23 protein-coding genes are annotated in these 22,574 nt (G+C 47.6%); 9 read left to right on the forward strand and 14 right to left on the reverse strand.

The features are described 5' to 3' along the window. Positions 1-61: 61 nt before the first annotated feature. From ESB13_RS14075 to fumC, 5 genes are read left to right on the forward strand one after another with little or no spacing between them, the layout of a single operon-like run. Complete coding sequence (locus ESB13_RS14075) at positions 62-946, forward strand: helix-turn-helix domain-containing protein (RefSeq protein ID WP_129004291.1); 885 nt, start codon at positions 62-64, stop codon at positions 944-946. A gap of 31 nt (positions 947-977) precedes the next feature. After that, on the forward strand, positions 978-2,063 hold the full coding sequence (locus ESB13_RS14080) for an SGNH/GDSL hydrolase family protein (RefSeq protein WP_129004292.1): 1,086 nt from the start codon (positions 978-980) through the stop codon (positions 2,061-2,063). A gap of 44 nt (positions 2,064-2,107) precedes the next feature. Further along, positions 2,108-2,527 carry a cobalamin B12-binding domain-containing protein gene (locus tag ESB13_RS14085; protein ID WP_129004293.1) on the forward strand — a complete coding sequence of 140 codons (420 nt, stop codon included), beginning with the start codon at positions 2,108-2,110 and terminating at the stop codon, positions 2,525-2,527. 21 nt (positions 2,528-2,548) lie between these two features. Further along, the gene (locus ESB13_RS14090) at positions 2,549-3,328 is read left to right on the forward strand and encodes an enoyl-CoA hydratase/isomerase family protein (RefSeq protein WP_129004294.1); all 780 of its coding nucleotides are present in this window, start codon (positions 2,549-2,551) and stop codon (positions 3,326-3,328) included. Positions 3,329-3,387: 59 nt separating this feature from the next. After that, a complete protein-coding gene (gene fumC, locus ESB13_RS14095) occupies positions 3,388-4,785 on the forward strand; it encodes a class II fumarate hydratase (RefSeq protein ID WP_129004295.1) in 1,398 nt (465 codons plus the stop codon). Positions 4,786-4,834: 49 nt separating this feature from the next. On the opposite strand, the gene ESB13_RS14100 is transcribed toward fumC, so the two are convergent. Both ESB13_RS14100 and ESB13_RS14105 read right to left on the reverse strand, forming a co-directional pair. Next, positions 4,835-5,707: a hypothetical protein gene (locus ESB13_RS14100; RefSeq protein ID WP_129004296.1), complete on the reverse strand. Its 873-nt coding sequence runs from the start codon at positions 5,705-5,707 to the stop codon at positions 4,835-4,837. Positions 5,708-5,818: 111 nt separating this feature from the next. Then, positions 5,819-6,817 carry a 2-hydroxyacid dehydrogenase gene (locus tag ESB13_RS14105; RefSeq protein ID WP_129004297.1) on the reverse strand — a complete coding sequence of 333 codons (999 nt, stop codon included), beginning with the start codon at positions 6,815-6,817 and terminating at the stop codon, positions 5,819-5,821. A 78-nt stretch (positions 6,818-6,895) separates the two neighbouring features. Here ESB13_RS14105 and ESB13_RS14110 point away from each other — a divergent pair, with 78 nt between their 5' ends. Further along, positions 6,896-7,849, forward strand: a complete 954-nt coding sequence (locus ESB13_RS14110; protein WP_220399681.1) for a DUF4886 domain-containing protein — start codon at positions 6,896-6,898, stop codon at positions 7,847-7,849. A 140-nt stretch (positions 7,850-7,989) separates the two neighbouring features. On the opposite strand, the gene ESB13_RS14115 is transcribed toward ESB13_RS14110, so the two are convergent. The 8 genes from ESB13_RS14115 to ESB13_RS14150 form a co-directional block, all read right to left on the reverse strand. Next, positions 7,990-8,508 (reverse strand): hypothetical protein, encoded by a 519-nt coding sequence (locus tag ESB13_RS14115; RefSeq protein ID WP_129004299.1) that lies wholly within the window; start codon positions 8,506-8,508, stop codon positions 7,990-7,992. A gap of 7 nt (positions 8,509-8,515) precedes the next feature. Next, positions 8,516-9,175 carry a lipoprotein signal peptidase gene (locus tag ESB13_RS14120; RefSeq protein ID WP_129004300.1) on the reverse strand — a complete coding sequence of 220 codons (660 nt, stop codon included), beginning with the start codon at positions 9,173-9,175 and terminating at the stop codon, positions 8,516-8,518. 56 nt (positions 9,176-9,231) lie between these two features. Continuing rightward, entirely contained in the window at positions 9,232-11,697 is a 2,466-nt protein-coding gene (locus ESB13_RS14125) for a bifunctional UDP-N-acetylmuramoyl-tripeptide:D-alanyl-D-alanine ligase/alanine racemase (RefSeq protein ID WP_129004301.1), read from the reverse strand. Positions 11,698-11,754: 57 nt separating this feature from the next. Beyond that, positions 11,755-12,735 carry a TerC/Alx family metal homeostasis membrane protein gene (locus tag ESB13_RS14130; RefSeq protein WP_129004302.1) on the reverse strand — a complete coding sequence of 327 codons (981 nt, stop codon included), beginning with the start codon at positions 12,733-12,735 and terminating at the stop codon, positions 11,755-11,757. A 10-nt stretch (positions 12,736-12,745) separates the two neighbouring features. Then, positions 12,746-14,503, reverse strand: coding sequence for a gliding motility-associated ABC transporter substrate-binding protein GldG (gene gldG, locus ESB13_RS14135; RefSeq protein ID WP_129004303.1), 1,758 nt, complete (start codon positions 14,501-14,503; stop codon positions 12,746-12,748). Then, a complete protein-coding gene (gene gldF, locus ESB13_RS14140) occupies positions 14,503-15,225 on the reverse strand; it encodes a gliding motility-associated ABC transporter permease subunit GldF (RefSeq protein WP_129004304.1) in 723 nt (240 codons plus the stop codon). Before gldF ends, gldG begins: the two co-directional genes overlap by 1 nt. 159 nt (positions 15,226-15,384) lie before the next feature. Next, positions 15,385-15,735, reverse strand: coding sequence for a HesB/IscA family protein (locus ESB13_RS14145; RefSeq protein WP_129004305.1), 351 nt, complete (start codon positions 15,733-15,735; stop codon positions 15,385-15,387). 5 nt (positions 15,736-15,740) lie between these two features. Next, positions 15,741-17,000: an IscS subfamily cysteine desulfurase gene (locus ESB13_RS14150; RefSeq protein WP_281275054.1), complete on the reverse strand. Its 1,260-nt coding sequence runs from the start codon at positions 16,998-17,000 to the stop codon at positions 15,741-15,743. Between the two features lie 30 nt (positions 17,001-17,030). On the opposite strand from ESB13_RS14150, the gene mce reads away from it, so the two are divergent. After that, positions 17,031-17,444 carry a methylmalonyl-CoA epimerase gene (mce, locus tag ESB13_RS14155; protein ID WP_129004306.1) on the forward strand — a complete coding sequence of 138 codons (414 nt, stop codon included), beginning with the start codon at positions 17,031-17,033 and terminating at the stop codon, positions 17,442-17,444. Positions 17,445-17,546: 102 nt separating this feature from the next. Then, entirely contained in the window at positions 17,547-18,185 is a 639-nt protein-coding gene (locus tag ESB13_RS14160; RefSeq protein ID WP_129004307.1) for a hypothetical protein, read from the forward strand. Between the two features lie 192 nt (positions 18,186-18,377). Here the strand turns inward: ESB13_RS14160 and rnc are convergent, their stop codons facing one another. From rnc to ESB13_RS14180, 4 genes are all read right to left on the reverse strand, one after another. Further along, the gene (gene rnc, locus ESB13_RS14165) at positions 18,378-19,082 is read right to left on the reverse strand and encodes a ribonuclease III (protein WP_129004308.1); all 705 of its coding nucleotides are present in this window, start codon (positions 19,080-19,082) and stop codon (positions 18,378-18,380) included. Positions 19,083-19,086: 4 nt separating this feature from the next. After that, positions 19,087-20,340 (reverse strand): beta-ketoacyl-ACP synthase II, encoded by a 1,254-nt coding sequence (gene fabF / locus ESB13_RS14170; protein ID WP_129005008.1) that lies wholly within the window; start codon positions 20,338-20,340, stop codon positions 19,087-19,089. Between the two features lie 109 nt (positions 20,341-20,449). Next, positions 20,450-20,686, reverse strand: a complete 237-nt coding sequence (locus tag ESB13_RS14175) for an acyl carrier protein (RefSeq protein ID WP_026751146.1) — start codon at positions 20,684-20,686, stop codon at positions 20,450-20,452. Between the two features lie 77 nt (positions 20,687-20,763). Next, a complete protein-coding gene (locus tag ESB13_RS14180; protein ID WP_129004309.1) occupies positions 20,764-22,005 on the reverse strand; it encodes a sterol desaturase family protein in 1,242 nt (413 codons plus the stop codon). 116 nt (positions 22,006-22,121) lie between these two features. On the opposite strand from ESB13_RS14180, the gene ESB13_RS14185 reads away from it, so the two are divergent. Next, entirely contained in the window at positions 22,122-22,562 is a 441-nt protein-coding gene (locus tag ESB13_RS14185; protein ID WP_129004310.1) for a GNAT family N-acetyltransferase, read from the forward strand. The last annotated feature ends 12 nt before the right edge of the window (positions 22,563-22,574 follow it).

The following is a 22,574-nucleotide window of genomic DNA, read 5'->3' on the forward strand; positions in this document are numbered from 1 at the left end:
CTATATTATTTAAACAATAATCATATTTTTCATTACTTTCATCCAACGAAATGCTTGCTATATGAAAGAAGAGTTGCTGCGGGAGATCATTCCGCTTACTCCAAGCGATTGTTTTACAATATTTTCAAGAATAAAATCGGAGTTTGATTTCCCTCTTCATCACCACGAAGAGTTTGAATTGAATTTTATCCGGAATGCCAGGGGGGCGCAGCGTGTTATCGGCAATCATATTGAAGAGATTGGCGACCTGGAACTGGTTCTTGTAGGCCCCAACCTCCAGCACGGGTGGTTCACCCACCGGTGCAAAAGCCGTAAGATAGAAGAGATAACGGTACAGTTTCACCGCGACCTGTTCCCGGAACGTTTCCTGCACAGGAACCAGATGAGTGCGCTGCGGACCATGTTCGAGCGTTCGCTGAGAGGGATCTTATTTCCGGCAAAGGCAACCACCGCATTAATGCCCCGCTTAAAAGCGCTGACGCAGGCACAGGGCTTTCCTTCCGTACTGGACCTGTTGACGCTGCTGCATGAGCTCTCTGTTGTAAAGCCTATCACTATATTATCCGATATAGCGTTCACTCCCAAAGAAAGTATTGCCTATAACAGCCGGCGCATACATCGTGTCATGGAATTCATTAACGGAAATTTCCAGAAAACGGCCAGCCTGGAAGATGCTGCAGCCATAGCAGGCATGGCGCCTGTATCGTTCAGCCGCTTTTTTAAAACAAGAACAGGCAAAACCTATATCGACACCCTGAATGAAATAAGGGTGGGTAATGCCTCCAGGATGCTGATAGATACCACCCAAAGTATTGCCGAAATAGCGTCCAGGTGCGGCTTCAACAATCTTTCGAACTTCAACCGCATCTTCAAAAAGAAAAAAATATGCACACCGAAGGAATTCCGGGAAACATTCAATGCTTCGGGCGTTCGCACGTTCATTTAGCCAACATTTCTATCATAATATCACTATCATTATGAAATACTTTCTCTTGTTACTCATGAGTTCGTTGCTGGTTACCGGATTACAAGCCGGCAGCACTAACAAGCCGCTGCAATTTTATAAGGCCAGCTCTCCGTTATTACGTTATACCGGCAGGATAGATTTTACCGATATCAACCAGCCACGTTTATGGACCGCAGGAAGTTATGTAACCGCAGGTATCAAGGGCGACAGCTGCGCTTTTATTATCGGGGATGAACATTTATACAATAAGTACAGGAACTATATAGAAATAATCATCGATGGCAAACAAACCTATCGTTTGCAATTGAAAAAGGATGTTGATACCATCGGCATTCACCTGGGAGACGATAACAATGCAACACACCAGGTGATCATTTGCAAGAATACAGAAACCAGTATAGGCTATATGAGCATTGGCGGTATAATGGCAATGGACTTAAGTTCTTTGCCCGCGCCCGCGCCTGTACGTAAGATAGAGTTTATCGGCAACTCCATCACCTGCGGTACCGGCAGCGATATATCGGAGAAGCCCTGCGGCCAGGGAGAGTGGTACGACCAGCACAATGCATGGTTCAGCTATGGCGCAATAACGGCAAGGAATTTAAAGGCCAACTGGCACCTGACTTCTGTATCAGGCATTGGCCTGGTACATAGTTGTTGCGATATGAAAGTGTTGATGCCCCAGGTATTTGATAAGATAAACCTCGCAGGCAACAGTCTTGCCTGGGATTTTTCACGCTATCAGCCCGATGTGGTGACGATATGCCTTGGGCAAAATGACGGGCAGCAGGATTCTGTATTGTTTTGTAACGCCTATGAAAAGTTTATAAACACGATCAGAATGCATTACCCTGAGGCAGCTATTATTTGTTTAACAAGCCCTATGGCTGACGAGGGTTTATTAAAGATGATGCGGCGATATCTCGACGCCATTGTAACGGGGTGTAATGACCGGGGCGACAGGAATGTTTACCGGTATTATTTCGGCCGGCGTTACCATTCGGGCTGCGGCGATCATCCGAGCCTGGCCGAACATCATGAAATTGCACAGGAACTGTCTGATTTTATCAGCCGGATAAAGGGCTGGCCGATGTAAGGTTGTTTTTCCTTACATTTGAATACAAACAACCGTTAGCATCAATGAACAGCACACTCAATCGCCCGATACGGGTATTGGTAGCAAAAGTAGGCCTGGATGGTCATGACCGGGGCGCCAAGGTAATCGCAACTGCTTTGCGTGACGCCGGCATGGAGGTGATTTATACCGGTTTGCGCCAGACACCCGAGATGGTGGTGAATGCCGCTTTGCAGGAAGATGTGGACGCCATAGGTATCAGCATATTATCAGGAGCGCATATGACCGTTTTCCCGCGGGTGAAGCAACTGATGGATGAAAAAGAGATGGACGATGTGCTGTTAACCGGCGGCGGCATTATACCGGAAACCGATATGAATACTTTGCAGGCGCTGGGCATAGGAAAATTATTTGCGCCGGGAGCTTCGATGGCAGATATCGCAGATTACATTAATAATTGGACAAAAGCCCACAGGGAGTTCTAACTTGCACCAAAATTCATTGCTATGTCCTATAAGACTTTATTAACGACGTTAGAGGAAGGAATATTTACGATTACCATCAACAGGCCCGACAAGATGAACGCATTGAACAGGGACGTCATCGAAGAATTGTCACAAGCCATCAGCGAAGTATATGAGCGTTCCGATATCCGCTCCGCCATTATCACGGGTGCAGGAGAGAAAGCTTTTGTTGCGGGTGCCGATATCAGTGAATTCACTTCATTGGATGCAGCCGGCGGCGAAGCACTGGCACGCAAGAATCAACAACTGGTATTTGACCGCATAGAACAGGCCCCCAAGCCTATTGTAGCTGCTGTAAACGGTTATGCGTTAGGCGGTGGTTGTGAGCTGGCACTGGCTTGTCATTTTATACTGGCGAGTGAAAATGCAAAGTTTGGCCAGCCCGAAGTGAATCTGGGTTTACTTCCCGGTTATGGCGGCACCCAGCGTTTAACCCAGGCAGTGGGCAAAGGCAGGGCTATGCAGCTTATCATGACCGGTGAAATGGTTAGCGCGCAGGAGGCACAGCAATATGGCATTGCGAATGCAGTAGTACCTGCTGCTGAGCTGCTGAACGCTGTAAAAAAGATACTGTTGGTGATACATACCAAGGCGCCGCTTGCGATAGCGCGTGTGATTGCCTGCATCAACAATTTTGATCATACACAGAAGGGGTACGATTTTGAGATCAGGCAATTCGGTGAATGTTTTGGCACTGCTGACAAGGTTGAGGGTACCAATGCCTTTCTTGAGAAGCGTAAGCCTGTATTCACGGGCAAATAAACCGGTTACGTTTTTTGGTTCCGGGCGCCTAACTTTGCGGCACACAAAAAAATAGCTGTATGGACTATCGCATAGAAAAAGATACGATGGGCGAGGTAAAGGTTCCTGCTCATGTTTACTGGGGTGCGCAGACCCAGCGTAGCATTGAAAATTTCAAGATTGCCCAGGACATTAACCGTATGCCCAAAGAGATCATAGCAGCGTTTGCTTATCTCAAAAAAGCGGCAGCACAGGCTAACCTGGAGCTGGGTGTTTTACCAAAAGAAAAGAGTGACCTGATCGGGCAGGTATGTGATGAGATCCTGGAAAACAAGCTGGATGATCAATTCCCATTGGTAGTATGGCAAACAGGCAGTGGTACGCAAAGCAACATGAACGTGAACGAAGTGGTAGCTTACCGTGCACATGTTATTACCGGCGGCGCGTTAACCGATAAGGAGAAAGTATTACATCCCAATGACGACGTTAACAAGTCGCAATCTTCGAACGATACCTTCCCTACTGCAATGCATATTGCAGCTTACAAGATATTACTCGAAACCACTATTCCCGGTATCGAGAAGCTCCGTGATACGCTTGCAGCCAAAAGCGCCGCTTTCATGCATGTTGTTAAGATAGGCCGTACACACTTCATGGATGCTACGCCGCTTACCGTAGGACAAGAGTTCAGCGGTTATGTATCGCAGCTGAACCATGGTTTAAAGGCCATCAAAAATACGCTGGAACATTTGAGCGAACTGGCTTTGGGTGGCACGGCAGTTGGTACCGGCATCAACACTCCTAAAGGTTATAGCGAAGTAGTTGCCAAAAAGATCGCCACACTTACCGGTTTGCCTTTCATCACTGCAGAGAACAAATTTGAAGCACTGGCGGCTCACGACGCTATCGTTGAAGCCCATGGCGCTTTAAAGACTGTTGCTGTAAGCCTGATGAAGATCGCCAATGATATCAGGATCTTAAGCTCAGGTCCACGTTCAGGTATCGGAGAACTGTTTATCCCTGATAACGAGCCAGGTTCTTCTATCATGCCGGGTAAGGTTAATCCTACACAATGTGAAGCATTGACTATGATTGCCGCACAGGTATTGGGTAACGACGTCGCTATTAACATTGGCGGCGCCAATGGCCATTTTGAGCTGAATGTATTCAAGCCTGTAATGATCTACAACTTCCTGCACAGCGCGCGCCTGATTGGCGACGGTTGTGTAAGCTTCAACGATAAATGTGCAGAAGGCATTGAGCCTTTACATGACAATATCAAAAAGCATGTAGACAACAGCCTGATGCTGGTTACAGCTTTAAATACCAAGATCGGCTATTATAAAGCGGCGGAGATCGCCCAGAAAGCACATAAAGAAGGCACTACCTTAAAAGAAATGGCAGTGAAGTTAGGCTACCTGACTCCTGAAGAATTTGATGAGTGGGTGGTACCTGCTAAAATGGTAGGAGAATTATAGTTTATAATAAAATCTAAAGAAAAAAGCCCGGAAGTGATCCGGGCTTTTTTTATAAGGTAGATACTCTTGCCCTGAACTGCCCGCTTATATTTATCGTTCCCCCGGCAGCTGCCACTGCAGCGCCGCTGAAAGTACCCTGGGCTATGCGGGTAGTGTTATCGTAAGAAGTGATGGTGATGGTAACATTGCCTCCCGCGGCCGCATTGTTTGGTCTTGCCGCATAGATCTCCGTTGAAGTACTGGCTTTTGCAAAAAGGTAATCGGCAGCGGTTTGCGTATTATACGTATCGCCTGCATTAAGTGTACGTGCGGTGGACAAAGCCATTACCAGCCTGAAGGTGGTGTCGGCATTGGCAGCGCTTCTGCCCACAATGGTGAACGCATTTACACCGCCGGTTTCGGTAGAAAAGTAGGCGGTATCGATGGTTCCGTTATAGCTTTTAGCAGGATCGGAAAACTGCCAGGCAGTGGCCGACTGGTTAGGATCACCGGCACCGCCGCCATCTGTAGCTGTTACAGAAAAGCCGCAGGTAGTGGTATCGAAACTTACCGTAAAGTCGCTGGTAATGGGCAGAATGGGTGTACCTGTTGCGCCTAGTTTTACTTTATAGGAACCCACTACAGAAAAATAGCCTGAATCGACAAAGGAGATCCCGTTCAGCGTATCTGTACTTATGTAGTAAGAACCGGGTTTATTGATGGTAAGGGAAACTTCTGCGTAGTTGGAGTCGTTCATGACAACACCTGCATCGTAGGTACCGTGGATGGTGATACCGGAGCAGTTGCCGTTTTCATCTTTTACAAGGGCACCGGTAGCCGGCGTTCCCCCGCTGCCGGTTTCCAGGCTATATTCTTTGGCGCAGGAGGCCAGTAAGCAGACAGCTGAAAACAATACGATTCCCTGGCGTAATAACTTTCTCATTTACAACAAATTGTATTTATGTCAATGACATGACATCCCTTGCTGAAGAGGGTTGCCGCCATCAACATCATCTATCTTGCATATTTGATGCCGTTTTTTATCAGATGGATATTATACCAATAACGCTGCCTTTTGGGTTAAATTGTTTGCTTCGGCGAGTTCCGCAATATTTTTAAGGGTGGTAATAGCGATCTGGGAGAGGGCTTCGGCGGTAAAGAATGCCTGGTGGGCTGTTACAAGCACATTAGGGAAGCTCATCAGCCTTTGAATGGTATCGTCGGTGATGATATCGTCGGAAAGATCGCGGAAGAACAGTTTTTCTTCCTGTTCGTATACGTCGATGCCCAGGGCGCCTATTTTGCCGGCTTTCAGGGCTTCAATTACAGCTGCGGTATCTATGAGTCCACCCCGGCTGGTATTGATGATGGTGACGCCTGGTTTTACCAATTCCAGGGTATCTTTATTGATCACGTGCCTGGTTTGCTCTGTCAGCGGGCAATGCAGTGAAATGATATCGGATTGTTTCAGTACTTCTATCAATGGCAGGAACTCCACGCCTGCTGCTTCCATTTCTTTATTGGCAACCAGGTCGAATGCGAGGATACGGCATCCGAATCCCTGCATGATGGTACAAAAGGCGCGGCCGATATTACCGGTTCCCAGTACGCCAACAGTTTTGCCGTGGATATCGAATCCGAGTAGGCCGTTCAGTGCGAAATTCTGTTCGCGGACGCGGTTATAGGCTTTATGCGTTTTACGGTTCAGGGTAAGCAGCATGGCAACGGCATGTTCAGCCACTGCTTCGGGTGAATAAGCCGGCACGCGACATACCCGAAGGCCGTAGCGTTTTGCCGCTTCGAGGTCTACGTTATTGAAGCCGGCGCAACGCAGGGCAATGATCTTTACGTTCAGGGCAGAGAGCTGGATGATCACCTCTTCTGTGACCTTATCGTTCACGAACACACATACTGCATCACTTCCCTGCGCCAGGTTAACCGTTTGAAGCGTCAATTCAGACTTATGATAAACGATATCAAAACCGTAGCTGTCATTAAACTTATTGAAGAATGTTTTGTCGTACTGCTGTGTCGAAAAGAAAATGACCCTCATAAGAAATGAATACCTTTAGTGGCATTGCTAAGATAAACAGAGAACAGTATTAATCATTCAACCAATATGCTATTAATTATGAGAGAAATACTCAAAAACTACCGGTTTGCCTGCCTTACAATTTGTTTGTTCCTATTTGCTTCCGCACCAGCGCTTGCGCTTCCTTTAAAAGAAGATACCCTGCACCAAAGCGCCCTTGCCAAAAATGATACACTCCGTTTGTTCATTATCGGTAACAGCTTTTCACAGAATGCTTCCAAGTACCTGCCTCAGCTGGCAGCAGAGGGCAAGCACCCTTTAAAAATAGGCCGCGCTGAATTACCCGGATGCCCCATGGAAAGGCATTGGCGCCATGCCGCTGCTGCAGAGGCTAATCCTGCCGACAGTAATGGCATGCCTTATAAAGGTAAGTCGTTGCGTACGCTGCTTTCCGAAGACAAATGGGATATCGTGACCATTCAGCAGGCGTCTGTCTTTTCTTCCGATTCCAGTACGTATTATCCCTATGCGCGTAACCTGTACAATTATGTAAAGTCTATTTGTCCCGGTGCAGAGGTGGTGATCCACCAGACATGGGCGTATCGTTCCGATGACAAGGTTTTTGGGCAAACAAGTCCTGCGCCTCATAAAACGAATGCCAAAGATGCAGAGGAGATGTACCTGAAATCACGTGCGGCTTATCATAAAATTGCAGGGGAACTGAAGATACGTATACTTCCTGTTGGGGATGCTTTCTGGAAGGTGACCACAGATCCGGCCAGGCAGTTTAAAAAAGATACATCCTTCAATTATGCCAATCCTGTTTACCCGGCGGTGCCTGATCAAACCAATTCATTACATATGGGGTACAGGTGGGAAAACAAGAAGTTCGGTTACGATGGGCATCATGCCAATACAGCGGGTTGTTTTTTGGGAGCGCTGGTATGGTATTCGAAGTTATTTCATGAATCGCCGCAAAAGCTCAAGTATTGCCCCGGGGGTGTGAGTGCGGAGTTTTGCTCTTATCTTAAGAAGGTAGCGGCAAAAGAATAGAGATAATATTACACATTATATTCCAGTACCAGTAAGCGTTGATAGCTTTTTAGCAACAGTTTCTTTAAACATTTTAATAAAAGTTACAACGCTTCCTCCTCTTCTCTCATGACATTATCCAGGCAATAAAAAAGAACAAACTAGCTCTTCAATACCGGGCGTTGGCGGGGAGGGATCTTTATAGCCGGGTTGAGATTCGGCAGTATTTTTCTTAAGCTTGTTATGTCTTTACCTGAAGCATCTACGAACGTCCAGTTAACACCATTATCTGATGAAATTGCAATGAGTGTAGATGTATTCTGTAAAATTCCTTCCGGCATTTTAATCTCTATATGCTGCGCTATAGTTGTCTGCCATTCCTTTCCATACATTACCATTTGGGCAGGTTCACCAAAAGTCACTTTTTCGAAATTGATTCCTTTTTCTTTCATTTCATCGATCCCTTTCTTCACCACTTCAATCATTTTAGGAGCCCCTCCCATCGATTTAACTATTGACGGATAGGTATAAAGTACAAAGGTCTTAAGATCGCCACTGATAAGCGCTTTGCCCATATTAGCTGCCTGCTGCTTTAAATTCGCTGCAGCATCTTTCACCTGCCCAAACGAGGCCGTAAATAATACCAAAAGGAAGATAGAAGTGAGGCTAAAGGATTTCATATATTATCTACTCCACCGGTGTTCCGGCTTCTTTTTCTTTGGCGATTTTGTCTTTGCTTTGGGGGAAGAACTTTTGCTGCCAGATGAGGATGGCTATTACGCCGGCTGAAATGGAAGCATCTGCGAGGTTGAATACGGGGCGGAAGAATTCGAACTCTTCGCCGGCCCAGAAGGGGAACCATTGCGGGTAATGCGCATTGGTGATCAGCGGGAAGTATAACATGTCAACCACCTTGCCATGCAGGAAGCTGGTGTAGCCGCCGCCTGCGGGGAAGATCTTCGCAACGTTCTGCATAAAGGGATCGCTGTTCTCGAAGATGAGGCCGTAGAACATGCTATCGATAAGGTTGCCCAATGCACCGGCATAGATAAGGCCTGCACAGATGATGAATCCTTTATGATATTTTTGAGCAATGAACTTACGCAGGTAAAAGGTACCGATAACAACCGCCACCAGTCTGAAAAGGGTAAGTAAGATCTTGCCGATGCCGCCGCCAAATTTCCAGCCCCAGGCCATTCCCTCGTTCTCAACAAAGTGAAGGCGGAACCAGCTGCCCAGCACGCGGTGCTCTTCACCTATGTAATAATTGGTTTTAATATAGATCTTCAATGCCTGGTCTGCCAGCAATATCAACACGATCAGCAACACCAAATGTTTTCCTTTCATATACTTGTAAAAAGGGTCGTTATTTATTAGTGGGCCAAAGATAGGGGCTTTTTTTACTATTCCTCAACATATACCCGCTTTACCCGCTGGCCTATGGCAGTAAGTATTTCGTAGGCAATGGTGCCACTCCATTCAGCCACCTGCTGAACGGGAAGGTTGGGACCAAAGACTTCTACCAGGTCGTTTTCGGTGATGCCGGGAATATCGGTAACATCTACCATGAGCATATCCATACAAACGGTGCCTACTACCGGCGCCAGCTGGCCTTTGATCCACACTTTGCCGTTGCCATTGCCCAGTTTCCGGCTGTATCCATCGGCATAACCGATGCGGAGGGTAGCAATGACCGAGTCGCGGGATAGCTGGCCTCTGCGGTTATAACCTATTGTTTCTCCTGCTTTTACGTTTCGCAGCTGGGCAATGGTGGTGGTAAGGGTGGCCACTGTTTTCAGCGACAGCTGGTGCGTATTGGCGGAATCAACGCCATATAATCCTATTCCCAGCCTAACCATATCGAACTGAAGGGCAGGCAGGCGGAAGATGGCGGCGGAATTGGAAAGGTGGCGAATAAACGGATACCCCAGCGCCTCCTGTATTTTGTGGCAGTTTTCGCGGAACCTGGCGGCCTGTTGCCCGGTGAACGCATCTTCGGCAGGGTCTTCGCTCGCTGCCAGGTGGCTGAATACGGAGCGGACCGCTATACGGTTACCATACCGTTCGAGCAGTGCCTTCAGCGCAGGCATATCGTGCGACTCAAAACCCAGGCGATGCATACCGGTATCGAGCTTCAGGTGAACGGGATAAGATTCCAGCGCCTGCTGTTCCAGGAAATGAAGAAAGGATTGCAAGACCGGAAACGAAAACAGCTCGGGTTCCAGGTTATACTGTACGAGCGTTTCGAAAGCCGCTTCGTCGGCATTCAAAACCAGCACGGGCAGGCTTATCCCTGCTTTGCGGAGGTCAACCCCTTCATCGGCATAAGCCACTGCGAGATAATCGACCTGGTGAAATTGTAAAACACTTGCCACCTCGGCGCTGCCGCTGCCATAGCCAAAAGCTTTTACCATTGCCATGAGACGGGTGCCGGGTTTCAGCTGCTGCTGGTATTGTTTGAGGTTGTGACTTAAGGCGGAAAGATTTATTTCCATCATCGTCTGATGCACCCTGCGGGCCAGCATGGTCACCATTTGTTCGAAGGCAAATAAACGTGCGCCTTTCAGCAGAATGGCTTCGTTACGGAAATGATTGGCGTTCACCTGTTGCAGGAACTGTGCAGTACCGGTGTATTGCTCTACCCGCGCGGGCAGGCTGGCTAATGCCGCTTTCCATTGCTGCCATAAGGGGCCTATGGTAATAACACGCCCTACCTGTTTCTGTGCCAGCATATGCGCTACGGCATGGTATACCGGTTCGGGCGTATGTTCCGGCAGATCGGACAGGATCACTGTTTTGCTATGAAACTGTTGTTGCTGTTGCAGGAACTCCAATGCAATGGCAAACGAGCTAAGATCGAAGCTATAGCTATCGTTGATAAGGGCGCATCCGTTCAATGCCTGTACCAGTTGCAGGCGCATGTCTACGGGTTGCAGCAGTAACATTCTTTCCGCGATACTATCATCGGGCATTTCACTATGCAGTAATACTGCCCAGCATGTGATGGCGTTGCGCACAGACGCTTCATCGGTGAAAGGAATAACGATGGTACGTTGCTGCCCATTATATATAGCGGTGATGCTTGTTGAGTGTGCGGCTCTTTCGGTGCCAGTGATATATAAGTCGGCTTCTTTGGTATGGCCGGTGGTAAATAACGGTACTTCAAGATCCTGGGCGGCCTGTTTTACCCTCTCGTCGTCGATAGCGCAGAAGAGCAGTTGCACCTGTTTAAACAGCAGCATTTTTTCCTGCAGTTTCTGCTGCCAGCTGCTGAAGCCTTCGTTATGTGCTTCGCCGAGGTTGGTGAAGATGCCGTAGGTGGGTTGTATTATGTGCTGCAACTGCTGCATTTCGCCGGGCAATGAGATGCCTGCTTCGAAGATGGCCAGCGAATGATGGCTGTTCATTTGCCAAACACTTAGCGGCACGCCTATCTGGGAGTTGTAGCTGCGCGGGCTGCGCACAATACGTTCATCGGGTTGCAGGAGCTGGAAGAGCCATTCTTTTACGATGGTTTTACCATTACTGCCGGTTATACCCATTACGGGATACTGAAACCTGCTGCGGTGCCTGGCGGCTATGAGCTGTAATGCTTCGAGCGTGTTGCCGACCACGAGGCAGGAAACATTTTTTATTTCGGGAGGCAGGGTATCGTGCTGGATCATAAAGAACCTGACACCCCTGTTATAGGCTTCGCGGATATACTTGTGTCCATCGCGCAGGGAAGTTTGCAGTGCAATGAACAACGAAGTTTCCGGGAAAGAGATCCGCCTGCTGTCGGTAACGAGGTACTGAATTTCGCCGGCGGCATGATCCTGGATAAGGCTGCCGCCGGTAAAACCGGCGATCTCAGCAATAGAATAGGCCATAATACATTATGTTATATACAATAGCAACGCTACTGTCAACTATATCACCTGCTGTTATTACAGGGAGCCATCTTTAACTTCGGGTGGCACACCTTTCCGGGCAGCATAGAGGGAGTACAGTATAGAGCCTGCTATACATACTACGATAACGGCCAGCGATATATAAATAGATATACGGATGTGGAAAAACTCGATGAGCATTTTCACACCTATAAAAACCAATACAACTGCGATACCCTGCTGCAGGTAATCGAATTTGGAAACGGCGCCGCGCAGCAGGAAGAAAAGACTTCTTAAACCAAGTACCGCAAAGATGTTGCTGGAGTAGATCACGAGCACATCATCGGCTGTAAAAGGCTGGTCGGCTCTTTCCCGTACCAGGGATACTACAGTGGGGATGCTGTCGAGTGCGAATACGATATCGGTAGCGGCAAGCATGAGCACCACCATGGCAAGACTGGTGAAATAGATCTTGTTGTTATGCTTCAGCAGGTAACGGCCTTCGGGCGGAAGGTTGGTGACCCTGAATAACCTGGTAGCCCAGATATAGATCTTCGATTTTTCGGGTTCGAATTCTTCTTCTTCTTTCTTTGCAAACAGCTTGATACCGGTATAGAGCAGGAAAGCACCAAAAACATAAAGCAGCCAATGAAACCTGGCGATAAGCTCAATACCCAGTGCAATGAACACTACACGGAAAAGAATTGCCAGCAGAATACCTATGAGCAACGCTCTTCCCGAATCCTGCTCTCCTACTTTAAAGAAGGAGAAGATAAGGATGAACACGAAGATATTATCGATACTAAGACTCCATTCCATGAGATAGGCGGAGACGTATTTGGTAGCCACCACGGCATCTTTTTCGAACCAGAGGAAGACCCAGAAGGCCAGCGAAAGTCCCACCCAGAACAAGGTTTGGATAAGCGCTTTTTTGATGGTGATGGTGGCGTTCTTTTTACTCATCAGCCCCAGATCGAACAACAATGCTATTACCAGTACGAGACCAAAAACGAGATAGATCAACTGATTCGTGCTCATTGATTTTTATTTAAACTGCTTTCACAGCGAATTTGTTTTTACGGCGCCATTGCAATACGAGGCCAAACAGTAATACCAGCAGAACAGGAATGACGATATTAATGAACTGCCACAGACCGCGTTGTTCTGTTACCTTTTGTTTATCGAGCAGGCGTAGGGTGATGTCTTTGTTTCTGCTTTCAAAGATACCACTGGTACTAACGAGATAATCAACACTGTTGAGAAAAAATTCCCTGTTGGCAAAACGATAGTTTTCGAAAGGCAGCATCCCCATAGGCAGAGGCCCCGTGGTAGTGCTTACGGCATTGGTAGCGATATCGGCATCGGAGATCACTATTTGTTTGGTGGGTGTTACGGAAGCCTGTGCAAATGGTTTTCCCAGCGCACGGGCAACAGAATCTTTTACCGCCGGCACCAGCCTGTTGGCAAAGAGGGAGGTGAATTCACCTTCGAGCAATACTGCTACCGGGATATGACTTTTATTGAAGGAGCGGAAGTCATCTTCTGTTCTCACACTATTAAGACTTACCAAAGCCGGAGAGCTGAGCGTACGGCTGTTTGAATCGGACGCCAGCAGAACGGTTTTACGCACACCCGGCGACTGAACGGTATCGATACTCGAGGGGAATACCGGTAATACCCTGTCGAGGTTCCTGGAGATAGGGTTGTTGTTGGCTACCGACAGGAAGGGATAATAAGGCCAGGGCTGGCGTTGCATCCTGGGACTGTTGTCGGGATTGTAACCAATGACCAATGGTATTTTGGAACAGTTGAGATCCTGCAACAGGTCACTGTTGATACGTACGCCGTATTTGAAAAGCAGGTCGTCGATGTTGAGGTTTCTGTCGAATGCCACGAAATCGGCCTGGCTGCGCATGAGGCTATCCAGTTCTGCATAGAGTTTATCGATACACCAGATGATTTTCCCGCCGTGCATTACATACTGATCGAGTTTCAGTTTGTCTTCATCGGTGAAGGGGATAGTTGGTTTTACGATGAGTAAGGCGTTGATGTCTTCGGGCCTGGGATAACCTTGTTTAAGATCGAATACGCCGAGGCGGTATTCGTTACGCAGGTTTTCGCCGAGGTCGTTTACGCGGAGGTCTACGGGTTCGCCATTGCCTACGGCATAGGCGACGGTGGGAATATAGGTGCGGGTAAGCTTATCGATAGCATCGGCAAACTTGAATTCGAGCAATGCTTCGGCTGCGTTGCGGGTAGCTTCTTTGTCTTCCTGCGGCACATCGGTAAGCACGTTATAGTTGCGGAACACTTTGCGGCTGCTGCGCAGGTCTACGGCATAGGGTTTCCTGTTCTTGTAGTACACCAGCGCCGAAGGCATGATCATCTGGCTGGTGGCTTTGGCGTCGTCGTTGGAAACAGTTTCACTTCTTTCAAATACTACACCCATACGTGCAAGACTATCGAAGAGCACCATTTTAGCTGTGTCGGAAAGACCTTCGCCGGGCTTTTCGAATTCCACTCTTACATTATTATTACTTACATCGCGGAACTCGGCAAGCAGGTCTTTTACGGCATTGCCCAGTTTACGGTAATCGGAAGGCAGTTCGCCGGTAAGGAAGACCTTAACTGTAACGGGAGTATCGAGCTGCAGCAGCAGTTTCTGTGTAGAAGCGCTAAGGCTGAAACGTTTTTCGGCAGTAAGATCTACACGGTGATGCCAGCCAACGGAGATAGCGCAGACTGTAAAGAACAAGGCCAGGATTATCATCCAACCCCAGCGGGAGCGTATGAGACCACGGATCATTATCGCTTGGTTATATTTCGTTGCGTAATAAAGAGGAAGAAGTAAATGATGCCGGCAAAATACACCAGGTCGCGGGTATCGATAACGCCGCGGCTGATGCTGTTATAATGGAAGTGAATGCCGAACATTTCGATATAGTAATCGGGCCCTGCACGAAACACCGGTAATTTACTGATAGCTTCAAAGCCGGTGTATAACAGGAAACAGATAAAGGCTCCTGTAATAAACGCCACTACGGTATTGGGTGTAAAGCTGCTGGCGCAGATGCCTACAGAAGTGAATACGGCGCCCAGCAGGAAAAGGCCGATATAACTGCCGATGGTGCTACCTACATCTATCCCTCCTATTGCGCTCAACTGTTGAATAGAGATCCCATAAATAACGGTAGGCAATAACGCCACCGCTACAATGATGAGCGCTCCGAGGAATTTACCCCATACGAGCTGTGCGGGTGTGATGGGCCATGTTTTCAGCAGTTCGAATGTTCCTGCTTTGTATTCATCGGACAGGCTGCGCATGGTAATGGTGGGCACCAGGAAAAGCAGGATCCAGGGACAAAGGTTGAAGAAGCCGCTGAGGGAGGCATAGCCAAAATCGAGCAGGCTGGTATCGGGGAACACGAACAGGAAAAGGCCGTTAAGCAGGAGGAAGATGGCTATAGCAATATAACCGGTTAAGTTATTAAAGAACTGCCGCCATTCTTTTTTACAAATGATCCACATAGCCCAAAGCTAAGTTTTTTTAGGATGGATTGAGTTGAATAAGAAAGCAATACCCACGGCAGCTTTCAACCGCATTCCGCAGTTCATAAGCCGCCCTGAAAATAAAGAGGCCGACCGCTATTATTTGGCCAGCCCCGGTTTTATTTTTTGTAAAGCCTGTTATACTGCAAAGCTTTCGCCGCAGGCGCAGCTCCGGGTAGCATTGGGGTTATTGAATGTAAACCCTTTGCCATTGAGGCCATCGGAGAAGTCGAGTTCGGTATTCACGAGGTACAGGAAGCTTTTAAGATCGGTCACCACTTTCAGTCCTTTATCTTCAAACACCTGGTCGCCAGGTTTCAACTGGTTATCGAAATCCATTTTATAGCTCAGGCCGGAGCAACCTCCTCCTACAACAGATACACGCAGAAAATAAGAAGGATCATCTCCATGCCCTGCCTCTTCTATCAGCTTTACCACCCTTTCTTTGGCTTTATCAGTTACTATGATACTATTTTCTGTAGCAACCATGATTTCTATTTTAAGTTAATGTATTCGGTTTTACTGTTTTTGAACATTTCCCAGCGGGGGCTCAGTTGCCTGAGCTCATTCACCACCTGGGTCACCTGTTCTACCACATAGTTTATTTCTTCTTCGGTTGTGAACCTTCCTATTGCAAAACGCAGCGAACTATGTGCCAGATCGTCGTTCACGCCCAGCGCCTTCAGCACATAACTGGGTTCCAGCGAAGCGGAGGTACAGGCCGAACCGGAAGAAACGGCAATATTTTTATTGATGCCCATGAGCAGGCCATCGCCTTCGGTATAATTAAACGAGATGTTGGCTGTGTGTGGCAAACGTTGTGTAACACTGCCATTGAGCTGCGTTTCTTCTATAGCCAGCAAAGCAGTTTCCAGTTTATCGCGGAGGGCTTTGTTCTTTTTACTTTCGGCATCCATTTCGAGGCGGCAGATCTCACATGCCTGCCCCAAACCTACAATACCGGGAACATTTAAAGTACCGCTGCGCATACCGCGTTCATGGCCGCCGCCGTCGATTTGGGCGGTTAGTTTTACCCGGGGATTTTTCCTGCGCACGAATAAGGCGCCTACGCCTTTGGGACCATATATTTTATGACCACTGAAGGCCAGGATATCGATACCATCGTCGTTCACGTTCACGCGGATCTTACCTACGGCCTGCGTGGCATCGGTAAAGAAGAGCACACCGTGTTTTCTGGCGATGGCGCTTATTTCGGAGATGGGCTGAACCACACCGGTTTCGTTGTTCGCATACATCACAGCAACCAGGATAGTAGAAGGTTTTATAGCTGCCTCCAGTTGTTCAAGGTCAATGAAGCCTTCTGGCGAAACGGGCAGGTAAGTGATCTCCGCACCCAGTTTTTCGAGGTGGCGGCAGGTATCGAGCACTGCCTTATGTTCTGTAGCTACGGTGACGATGTGATTGCCTTTGCCGGCATACATTTCGAACACGCCTTTGATGGCGAGGTTCACGGCTTCTGTAGCGCCCGATGTAAAAATGATCTCTTTGGATTCGGAGCCCAGCAGTTTTGCAATTTGTTCGCGGGCATATTCCACTGCTTCTTCCGCCTCCCACCCGAAGGGATGCTGGCGACTGGCGGCGTTGCCAAAATGTACTGTAAAATAGGGCATCATAGCTTCCAACACCCTGGGGTCCATGGGTGTTGTCGCATTATGATCCAGATATACGGGTACTTTCAGCATCATCTCCAGTCCAAACTTTAAAATAGTATACAACAAAAATAAGGCAAACATGCCTACATTAGGTGTTAAAACGATTGTTCCATGCAAACACTTGAACATATTGGAATTGCTGTAAAAAGCCTGCAAACCGCTATCCCGCTTTACAAAACACTGCTTAACACTACCTGCTACAAGACAGAGACGGTAGAAAGCGAAAAAGTAAATACCGCCTTTTTTCAAACAGGCGAAGCCAAGGTGGAACTGTTAGAGAGCACTGACCCTGAAGGTGTTATAGCCCGTTATATTGAAAAGCGGGGAGAAGGATTACATCATATCGCTTTTGAAGTAGCCGATATTCATGCTGAAATGAAACGGTTGGAAGATGCCGGGTTGCGGTTGTTGAATCCTGTACCCAAAAGAGGGGCAGATAATAAGCTGGTTTGTTTTATACATCCTGCCAGCACCGGCGGGGTATTGATGGAAATATGCCAGACCGTGCCCGAAAACCTCCCTTAATACTTTGTTTAATAACAACTTATTACAATAACACCACGTTAAAGGTTTGATTTACAGCCAGTAGGGAATAAAGGTTGCTTACACAATGGTAAAGCAACAGCTATGAAAAAGATAAAAGCACTTATCATATTGCCTGTCATGGCATTAGCGCTGCTGGCACAGGGATGTGGCAGCAGTTCGCGGATCACCACCAGCTGGAAGGATACGGAAGCCAGCATGCCTGCCTTAAAAAAGGTATTGGTGCTGGGCTTATTCATGGACAAAGACCGTGTGCTGCGACTGAAGACCGAACAGGAGCTGGCCGCCAGTTTAAAGGCATTGGGTTATGACGCCATTACCGCAGCCGAGGAATATGGACCAAAGTCGTTCCAGAACATGAAAGAAGAACAGGCGCTGCAAAAACTAAAATCCATTAATGTCGACGGCATTGTAACCGTTACGCTGCTGGATAAAAACAAAGAAAAGTATTATGTTCCCGGTAATGTAAGTTATGCGCCCTATCCTATTATGCGCCGTGGTTTCTGGGGTTATTATTCTTATTACTATCCACGCGTGTATGATCCGGGGTATTACCAAACCAGCACGACCTATTTTTTTGAAACAAGTTTGTATACGGTAAACGGTAACAGGTTACTGTATTCTGCGCAATCGGAAGCGTTTGATCCCTCCTCGGTAAGTTCACTGGCTAATGATTATGCGGTGGCTATTGTGAAGGATATGAGGAAACAGCGGGTGATTTAGGGCGTCAGGGCCCCGTGGCTTTTGCTAAAAAAAGAGGGGGTTTGGCCGGGTATCGCTTAAAGCTTCCTAAAAGCTTCTTTAAAGCTTCTCAGGAGCTTCTTTAAGAAACAGCTTTTTTTTAGCAAAATGCGTTGCCCGGCATTCATTTGCTAAAGATCTTGTCAGAGCATTCGCTGTTACTTTAAAGCTGTTTTATAGTTTCAGTCTTTCTATGGCCTGCTGTGCGGCGATCTGGCTGGCGTCTTTTTTATTGAAGCCTTTGCCCTGGGCAATGGTTTCGCCGTCGAGTACAGCGCCGATGGTGAAGACGCGGCGGCCGTTTTCCATTTTTTCTTCGAGGGTTTCGAACTCGAGGATCTTGCCGTTCTTGCTGGCCCAGCCGATGAGTTTGTTTTTGAGATTGATATCTATTTGTTCGAGATCGTCGACAAAGAGGTGGGGCAAAACGATATGGCGAAGTACCCAGGTTTGGGTGCGCTTATAGCCTTTATCGATGTAAACGGCGCCTACAACGGCTTCGAGGGTATTACCGAAGATCTGGCTTGCTTTGAGGGAGCCATCGAACTTGTTGTAGATGGTGAGTTTTTTGAGGCCCATTTTGAGGGCGATATCGTTAAGCTGCTGGCGGTTCACCATTTTGCTTCTCATTTCGGTGAGGAAGCCTTCACCGCGATAAGGATACCGCTTGAATAAATAGTCGGCTATTACGGTACTAAGTACTGCATCGCCAAGATATTCAAGACGCTCATTATTTTCTTCCGGTCCTTCTTTAACCGATCTATGGCTCAGCGCCGTCTGGTATAGTGAGATATTGCCGGGTTTTATGCCCAGAACATTAGTCAGCTGCCTTTCAAACGTTGGTTGGCCTTTCTTAAAGATGTTTCTGAAAAATTGCACAGCCTCAATCTACATATTTTTTCACTATCAGCGAAGCATTATGTCCACCAAATCCGAAAGTGTTGCTTAATGCTGCGTTGACGGTACGTTTCTGGGGTTTCCAGAATGTAAAGTTCAGGTTAGGATCGAGGTCGGGATCGTCGGTAAAGTGATTGATAGTAGGAGGAACGATATCATGCACTACGCTCATCACACAGGCGATAGCTTCGATAGCGCCGGCGGCGCCGAGCAGGTGGCCTGTCATAGATTTGGTAGAGCTGATATTGACGTTATAGGCATGTGCGCCAAAGACACTCTGGATGGCTTTTACTTCGGCGAAGTCACCTAAAGGAGTAGAGGTGCCATGAACGTTGATGTAGTCGATTTCGTGTGGTTGCATACCAGCGTCGTCGAGGGCTGCGAGCATTACATTTCTTGCTCCGAGGCCTTCGGGATGAGGTGCTGTTATGTGGTGTGCATCGGCAGCAGCGCCGCAGCCACCTATTTCGCAGTAGATGCGTGCACCTCTTGCGAGGGCGTGTTCAAGTTCTTCGAGCACGAGCATACCTGCGCCTTCGCCCATTACAAATCCGTCCCTGTCTTTATCGAAAGGGCGGGAAGCTGTTTTGGGGTCATCATTTCTTTCGCTGAGGGCCTTCATGGCGTTGAAGCCACCTACGCCGGCTTCGCTCACCACACTCTCACTGCCACCAGCGAGGATGATATCGGCTTTACCAAGGCGGATAAGGTTGAAGGCATCCATTACTGCGTGCGTAGAGGAAGCGCAGGCAGAAACGACTGCGTAGTTGGGACCTCTTAAGCCGTGGCGCATAGAGATCTGGCCTGCGGCGATATCGAGGATCATTTTGGGAATAAAGAAAGGGTTGAAACGGGGTGTTCCATCACCCTTTGCAAATTCGGTCACTTCATTCTGGAAGGTGATCAGGCCACCGATGCCACTGGAGAAGATAACGCCAATGCGATCTGCATTCATGGTTGCTTTGTCGATGCCAGCATTAGCCATAGCCTCATCACTTACAGCCAGGGCTGTTTGTGTGAAACGGTCAATTTTCCGCGCTTCTTTTTTGTCGAGAAACTGGGTTGGTTCAAAATTTTTAAGCTCGCAGGCGAAACGGGTTTTGAATTTACTGCAATCGAACTGCTGTATAAAATCCGCACCAGAGGTTCCGTTTAATAAGCCATTCCAGTATTCGTCGAGCGTATTTCCTATAGGTGTTAAAGCGCCAAGACCGGTGACTACTACTCTTTTTAATTGAATATGCTGCATGTATGGTAAGCCCATGTTTGAAGTGATAATCCGCCCGCGGGAGCAAAAAAAGTGCTTCCGCCAGGCGGATTAATAATATCGCATAGAACGGGGGGAGCCGTTACTTGGCATGCTCTTCCAGATAAGCCACTGCCTGACCAACGGTAGTAATAGTCTCGGCTTGTTCGTCAGGGATAGAGATGTTGAATTCTTTCTCGAACTCCATGATCAGCTCTACTGTGTCTAAAGAATCTGCGCCCAGATCGTTGGTGAAAGAAGCCTCATTGGTTACTTCAGCTTCGTCTACTCCTAATTTGTCAACAATGATCTTCTTTACTCTTGTTGCAATGTCTGACATTTTGAAAAAGTTTTGTTACAGGCGCAAAAATATAATTTTTGGCATTCCGGCAATTATTTAGACCATTTTTGTTTTTACTATCCACCATTTTCTTTTTCAGTGCCTGCTTCAGCGCCGAATAAATAGTTGAAATAGAAGCCCTTCACAGTATTGAAATAGTAGGTAAATACCGCCAAAATCAGTGTAATTACCGATAAAGTAATGGCTTCCTGCCTTAAAAAACCAATTCCGGCAAGTACTATAAGGAGGCGTAAATATTCGAGATAGAACACCCATTTTTTTTGTTCCATGATGGCTCCTGTGTTGATCAAACTAATTAAAAGGAATGCCGAGAGCAGGGTTAGCTGGGAAGCGGAAAGCATTTTTTCGAAAAGACAGACCATGAAAAGCAATAATAGCGACACGGCTGTTTGTACCGAAATATACTGCCGCTGTACCCTGGTCATTTTCAGGTTTTGCTTGCCGGCGAGGAGTTTGTCTTCCAGGAGATCCCTGTTGCCGGCATCGAGGTTATCGGGTTTGCCGAAGATGATGTTCAGGCGTTGTTTCCATGAGCTGGCTTTTGAAACGGCGTAGGCTATTTCGAGCAGGAAGTGGAAGTGCTGCCATAGAAAGCTATAACGTTCCAGGGGTTTGGTGAGGCCGTAGGTGATCCTGATATCTTCTTCTTTCTGAAAGGTGCCAAAGAGTTTATCCCAGATAATGAGCACATCGCCATAGTTCTTATCGAGGTACTCGTCGTTGGAGGCGTGGTGCACCCGGTGGTGCGAGGGTGTCACCAGCACATATTCGAGCCATCCCAGCCTGCCGATAGTTTGCGTATGAATGAAAAACGGGTACAGGCCGTGGATGAGCAGGAAAAGCGTGATCATTTCGGGCGGGAAGCCTATTAAAGGCAGCACGGCCCAGAAAAGGCTGCGTACAACGGCCTGGAAAACGGTAATACGTGCCGAAACGGTGTAATTAAAGTCTTCGCTCTGGTGGTGGACCACATGCACCGCCCAGAACAGGTTGATCTCGTGCGCCAGGCGATGGTACCAATACCAGACGAGGTCGGTAAGCAGGAAAAGCAGCACCCAGGTGTACCAGTGCGGGGTAATGGAGAAGAGCGCGAAGTTATCGTAGATGTATTTGAAGAAGTAAAAGAACAGACCTGTGACAAAAACATCTGTCAGTCGTTCTGCGATGCCCACGTTAAGATTGGCGATGGTTTCCTGGAACTGGAAGTAGTTTTTGCCTGTTTTCCGGCAATACCAGTATTCGAGTCCAATGAAGAAGAGAAAAAAGGGAACTGCCCAGCCGATAATGTTTAAGCTCATAGACGGATCTTTTAGTCTACCGCTAAAGTAGAGTAAATATCTATTCGGTGTATCCCTCTCCTGTTTTCTGTATGGAACTAAAGGCTTATCTTGGGGAACAACAGCTTCTAACGATTATGGCAATCAGAGTAATAGATTATGGCACCCCGGAATACAATCAGATGCTGGAGCTCAGGTACCAGATACTGCGTAAGCCGCTGGGGTTGGAATTTGTTCCCGAAGAACTGGAAAAGGAAGTGGATGACATTCTCATTTGCTGCATGGAAGATGACAAACTGGAAGGCTGCTGCCAGCTCACGGATATTGGCGATAAAACGTTGCGACTGAGGCAGATGGCTGTGATCTCGGGCTTACAGGGCAAGGGCGTAGGGCGTATGCTGATGCAGTTTGCCGAAAACATAGCACGTGATCTTGGTTATAAGAAAATAGTGATGCATGCGCGTAAAACGGCCCTTGGCTTTTATGAAAAGCTGGGGTACAAGGTTGTAGGTGAAGAATTTGAAGAGGTGTTGTTACCGCATTTTGAAATGGAGAAGGAGTTGATTTCCTTAAGATAAACGAATAAACGG

The organism is Filimonas effusa (assembly GCF_004118675.1).
Classification (GTDB): domain Bacteria; phylum Bacteroidota; class Bacteroidia; order Chitinophagales; family Chitinophagaceae; genus Filimonas; species Filimonas effusa.

Coding starts and splice junctions, on each gene's coding strand:
- ESB13_RS14075 (WP_129004291.1), top strand. CDS start 62: ATGAAAGAAGAGTTGCTGCGGGAGATCATTCCGCTTACTCCAAGCGAT.
- ESB13_RS14080 (WP_129004292.1), top strand. CDS start 978: ATGAAATACTTTCTCTTGTTACTCATGAGTTCGTTGCTGGTTACCGGA.
- ESB13_RS14085 (WP_129004293.1), top strand. CDS start 2,108: ATGAACAGCACACTCAATCGCCCGATACGGGTATTGGTAGCAAAAGTA.
- ESB13_RS14090 (WP_129004294.1), top strand. CDS start 2,549: ATGTCCTATAAGACTTTATTAACGACGTTAGAGGAAGGAATATTTACG.
- fumC (WP_129004295.1), top strand. CDS start 3,388: ATGGACTATCGCATAGAAAAAGATACGATGGGCGAGGTAAAGGTTCCT.
- ESB13_RS14100 (WP_129004296.1), bottom strand. CDS start 5,707: ATGAGAAAGTTATTACGCCAGGGAATCGTATTGTTTTCAGCTGTCTGC.
- ESB13_RS14105 (WP_129004297.1), bottom strand. CDS start 6,817: ATGAGGGTCATTTTCTTTTCGACACAGCAGTACGACAAAACATTCTTC.
- ESB13_RS14110 (WP_220399681.1), top strand. CDS start 6,896: ATGAGAGAAATACTCAAAAACTACCGGTTTGCCTGCCTTACAATTTGT.
- ESB13_RS14115 (WP_129004299.1), bottom strand. CDS start 8,508: ATGAAATCCTTTAGCCTCACTTCTATCTTCCTTTTGGTATTATTTACG.
- ESB13_RS14120 (WP_129004300.1), bottom strand. CDS start 9,175: ATGAAAGGAAAACATTTGGTGTTGCTGATCGTGTTGATATTGCTGGCA.
- ESB13_RS14125 (WP_129004301.1), bottom strand. CDS start 11,697: ATGGCCTATTCTATTGCTGAGATCGCCGGTTTTACCGGCGGCAGCCTT.
- ESB13_RS14130 (WP_129004302.1), bottom strand. CDS start 12,735: ATGAGCACGAATCAGTTGATCTATCTCGTTTTTGGTCTCGTACTGGTA.
- gldG (WP_129004303.1), bottom strand. CDS start 14,503: ATGATCCGTGGTCTCATACGCTCCCGCTGGGGTTGGATGATAATCCTG.
- gldF (WP_129004304.1), bottom strand. CDS start 15,225: ATGTGGATCATTTGTAAAAAAGAATGGCGGCAGTTCTTTAATAACTTA.
- ESB13_RS14145 (WP_129004305.1), bottom strand. CDS start 15,735: ATGGTTGCTACAGAAAATAGTATCATAGTAACTGATAAAGCCAAAGAA.
- ESB13_RS14150 (WP_281275054.1), bottom strand. CDS start 17,000: ATGTTTGCCTTATTTTTGTTGTATACTATTTTAAAGTTTGGACTGGAG.
- mce (WP_129004306.1), top strand. CDS start 17,031: ATGCAAACACTTGAACATATTGGAATTGCTGTAAAAAGCCTGCAAACC.
- ESB13_RS14160 (WP_129004307.1), top strand. CDS start 17,547: ATGAAAAAGATAAAAGCACTTATCATATTGCCTGTCATGGCATTAGCG.
- ESB13_RS14175 (WP_026751146.1), bottom strand. CDS start 20,686: ATGTCAGACATTGCAACAAGAGTAAAGAAGATCATTGTTGACAAATTA.
- ESB13_RS14180 (WP_129004309.1), bottom strand. CDS start 22,005: ATGAGCTTAAACATTATCGGCTGGGCAGTTCCCTTTTTTCTCTTCTTC.
- ESB13_RS14185 (WP_129004310.1), top strand. CDS start 22,122: ATGGCAATCAGAGTAATAGATTATGGCACCCCGGAATACAATCAGATG.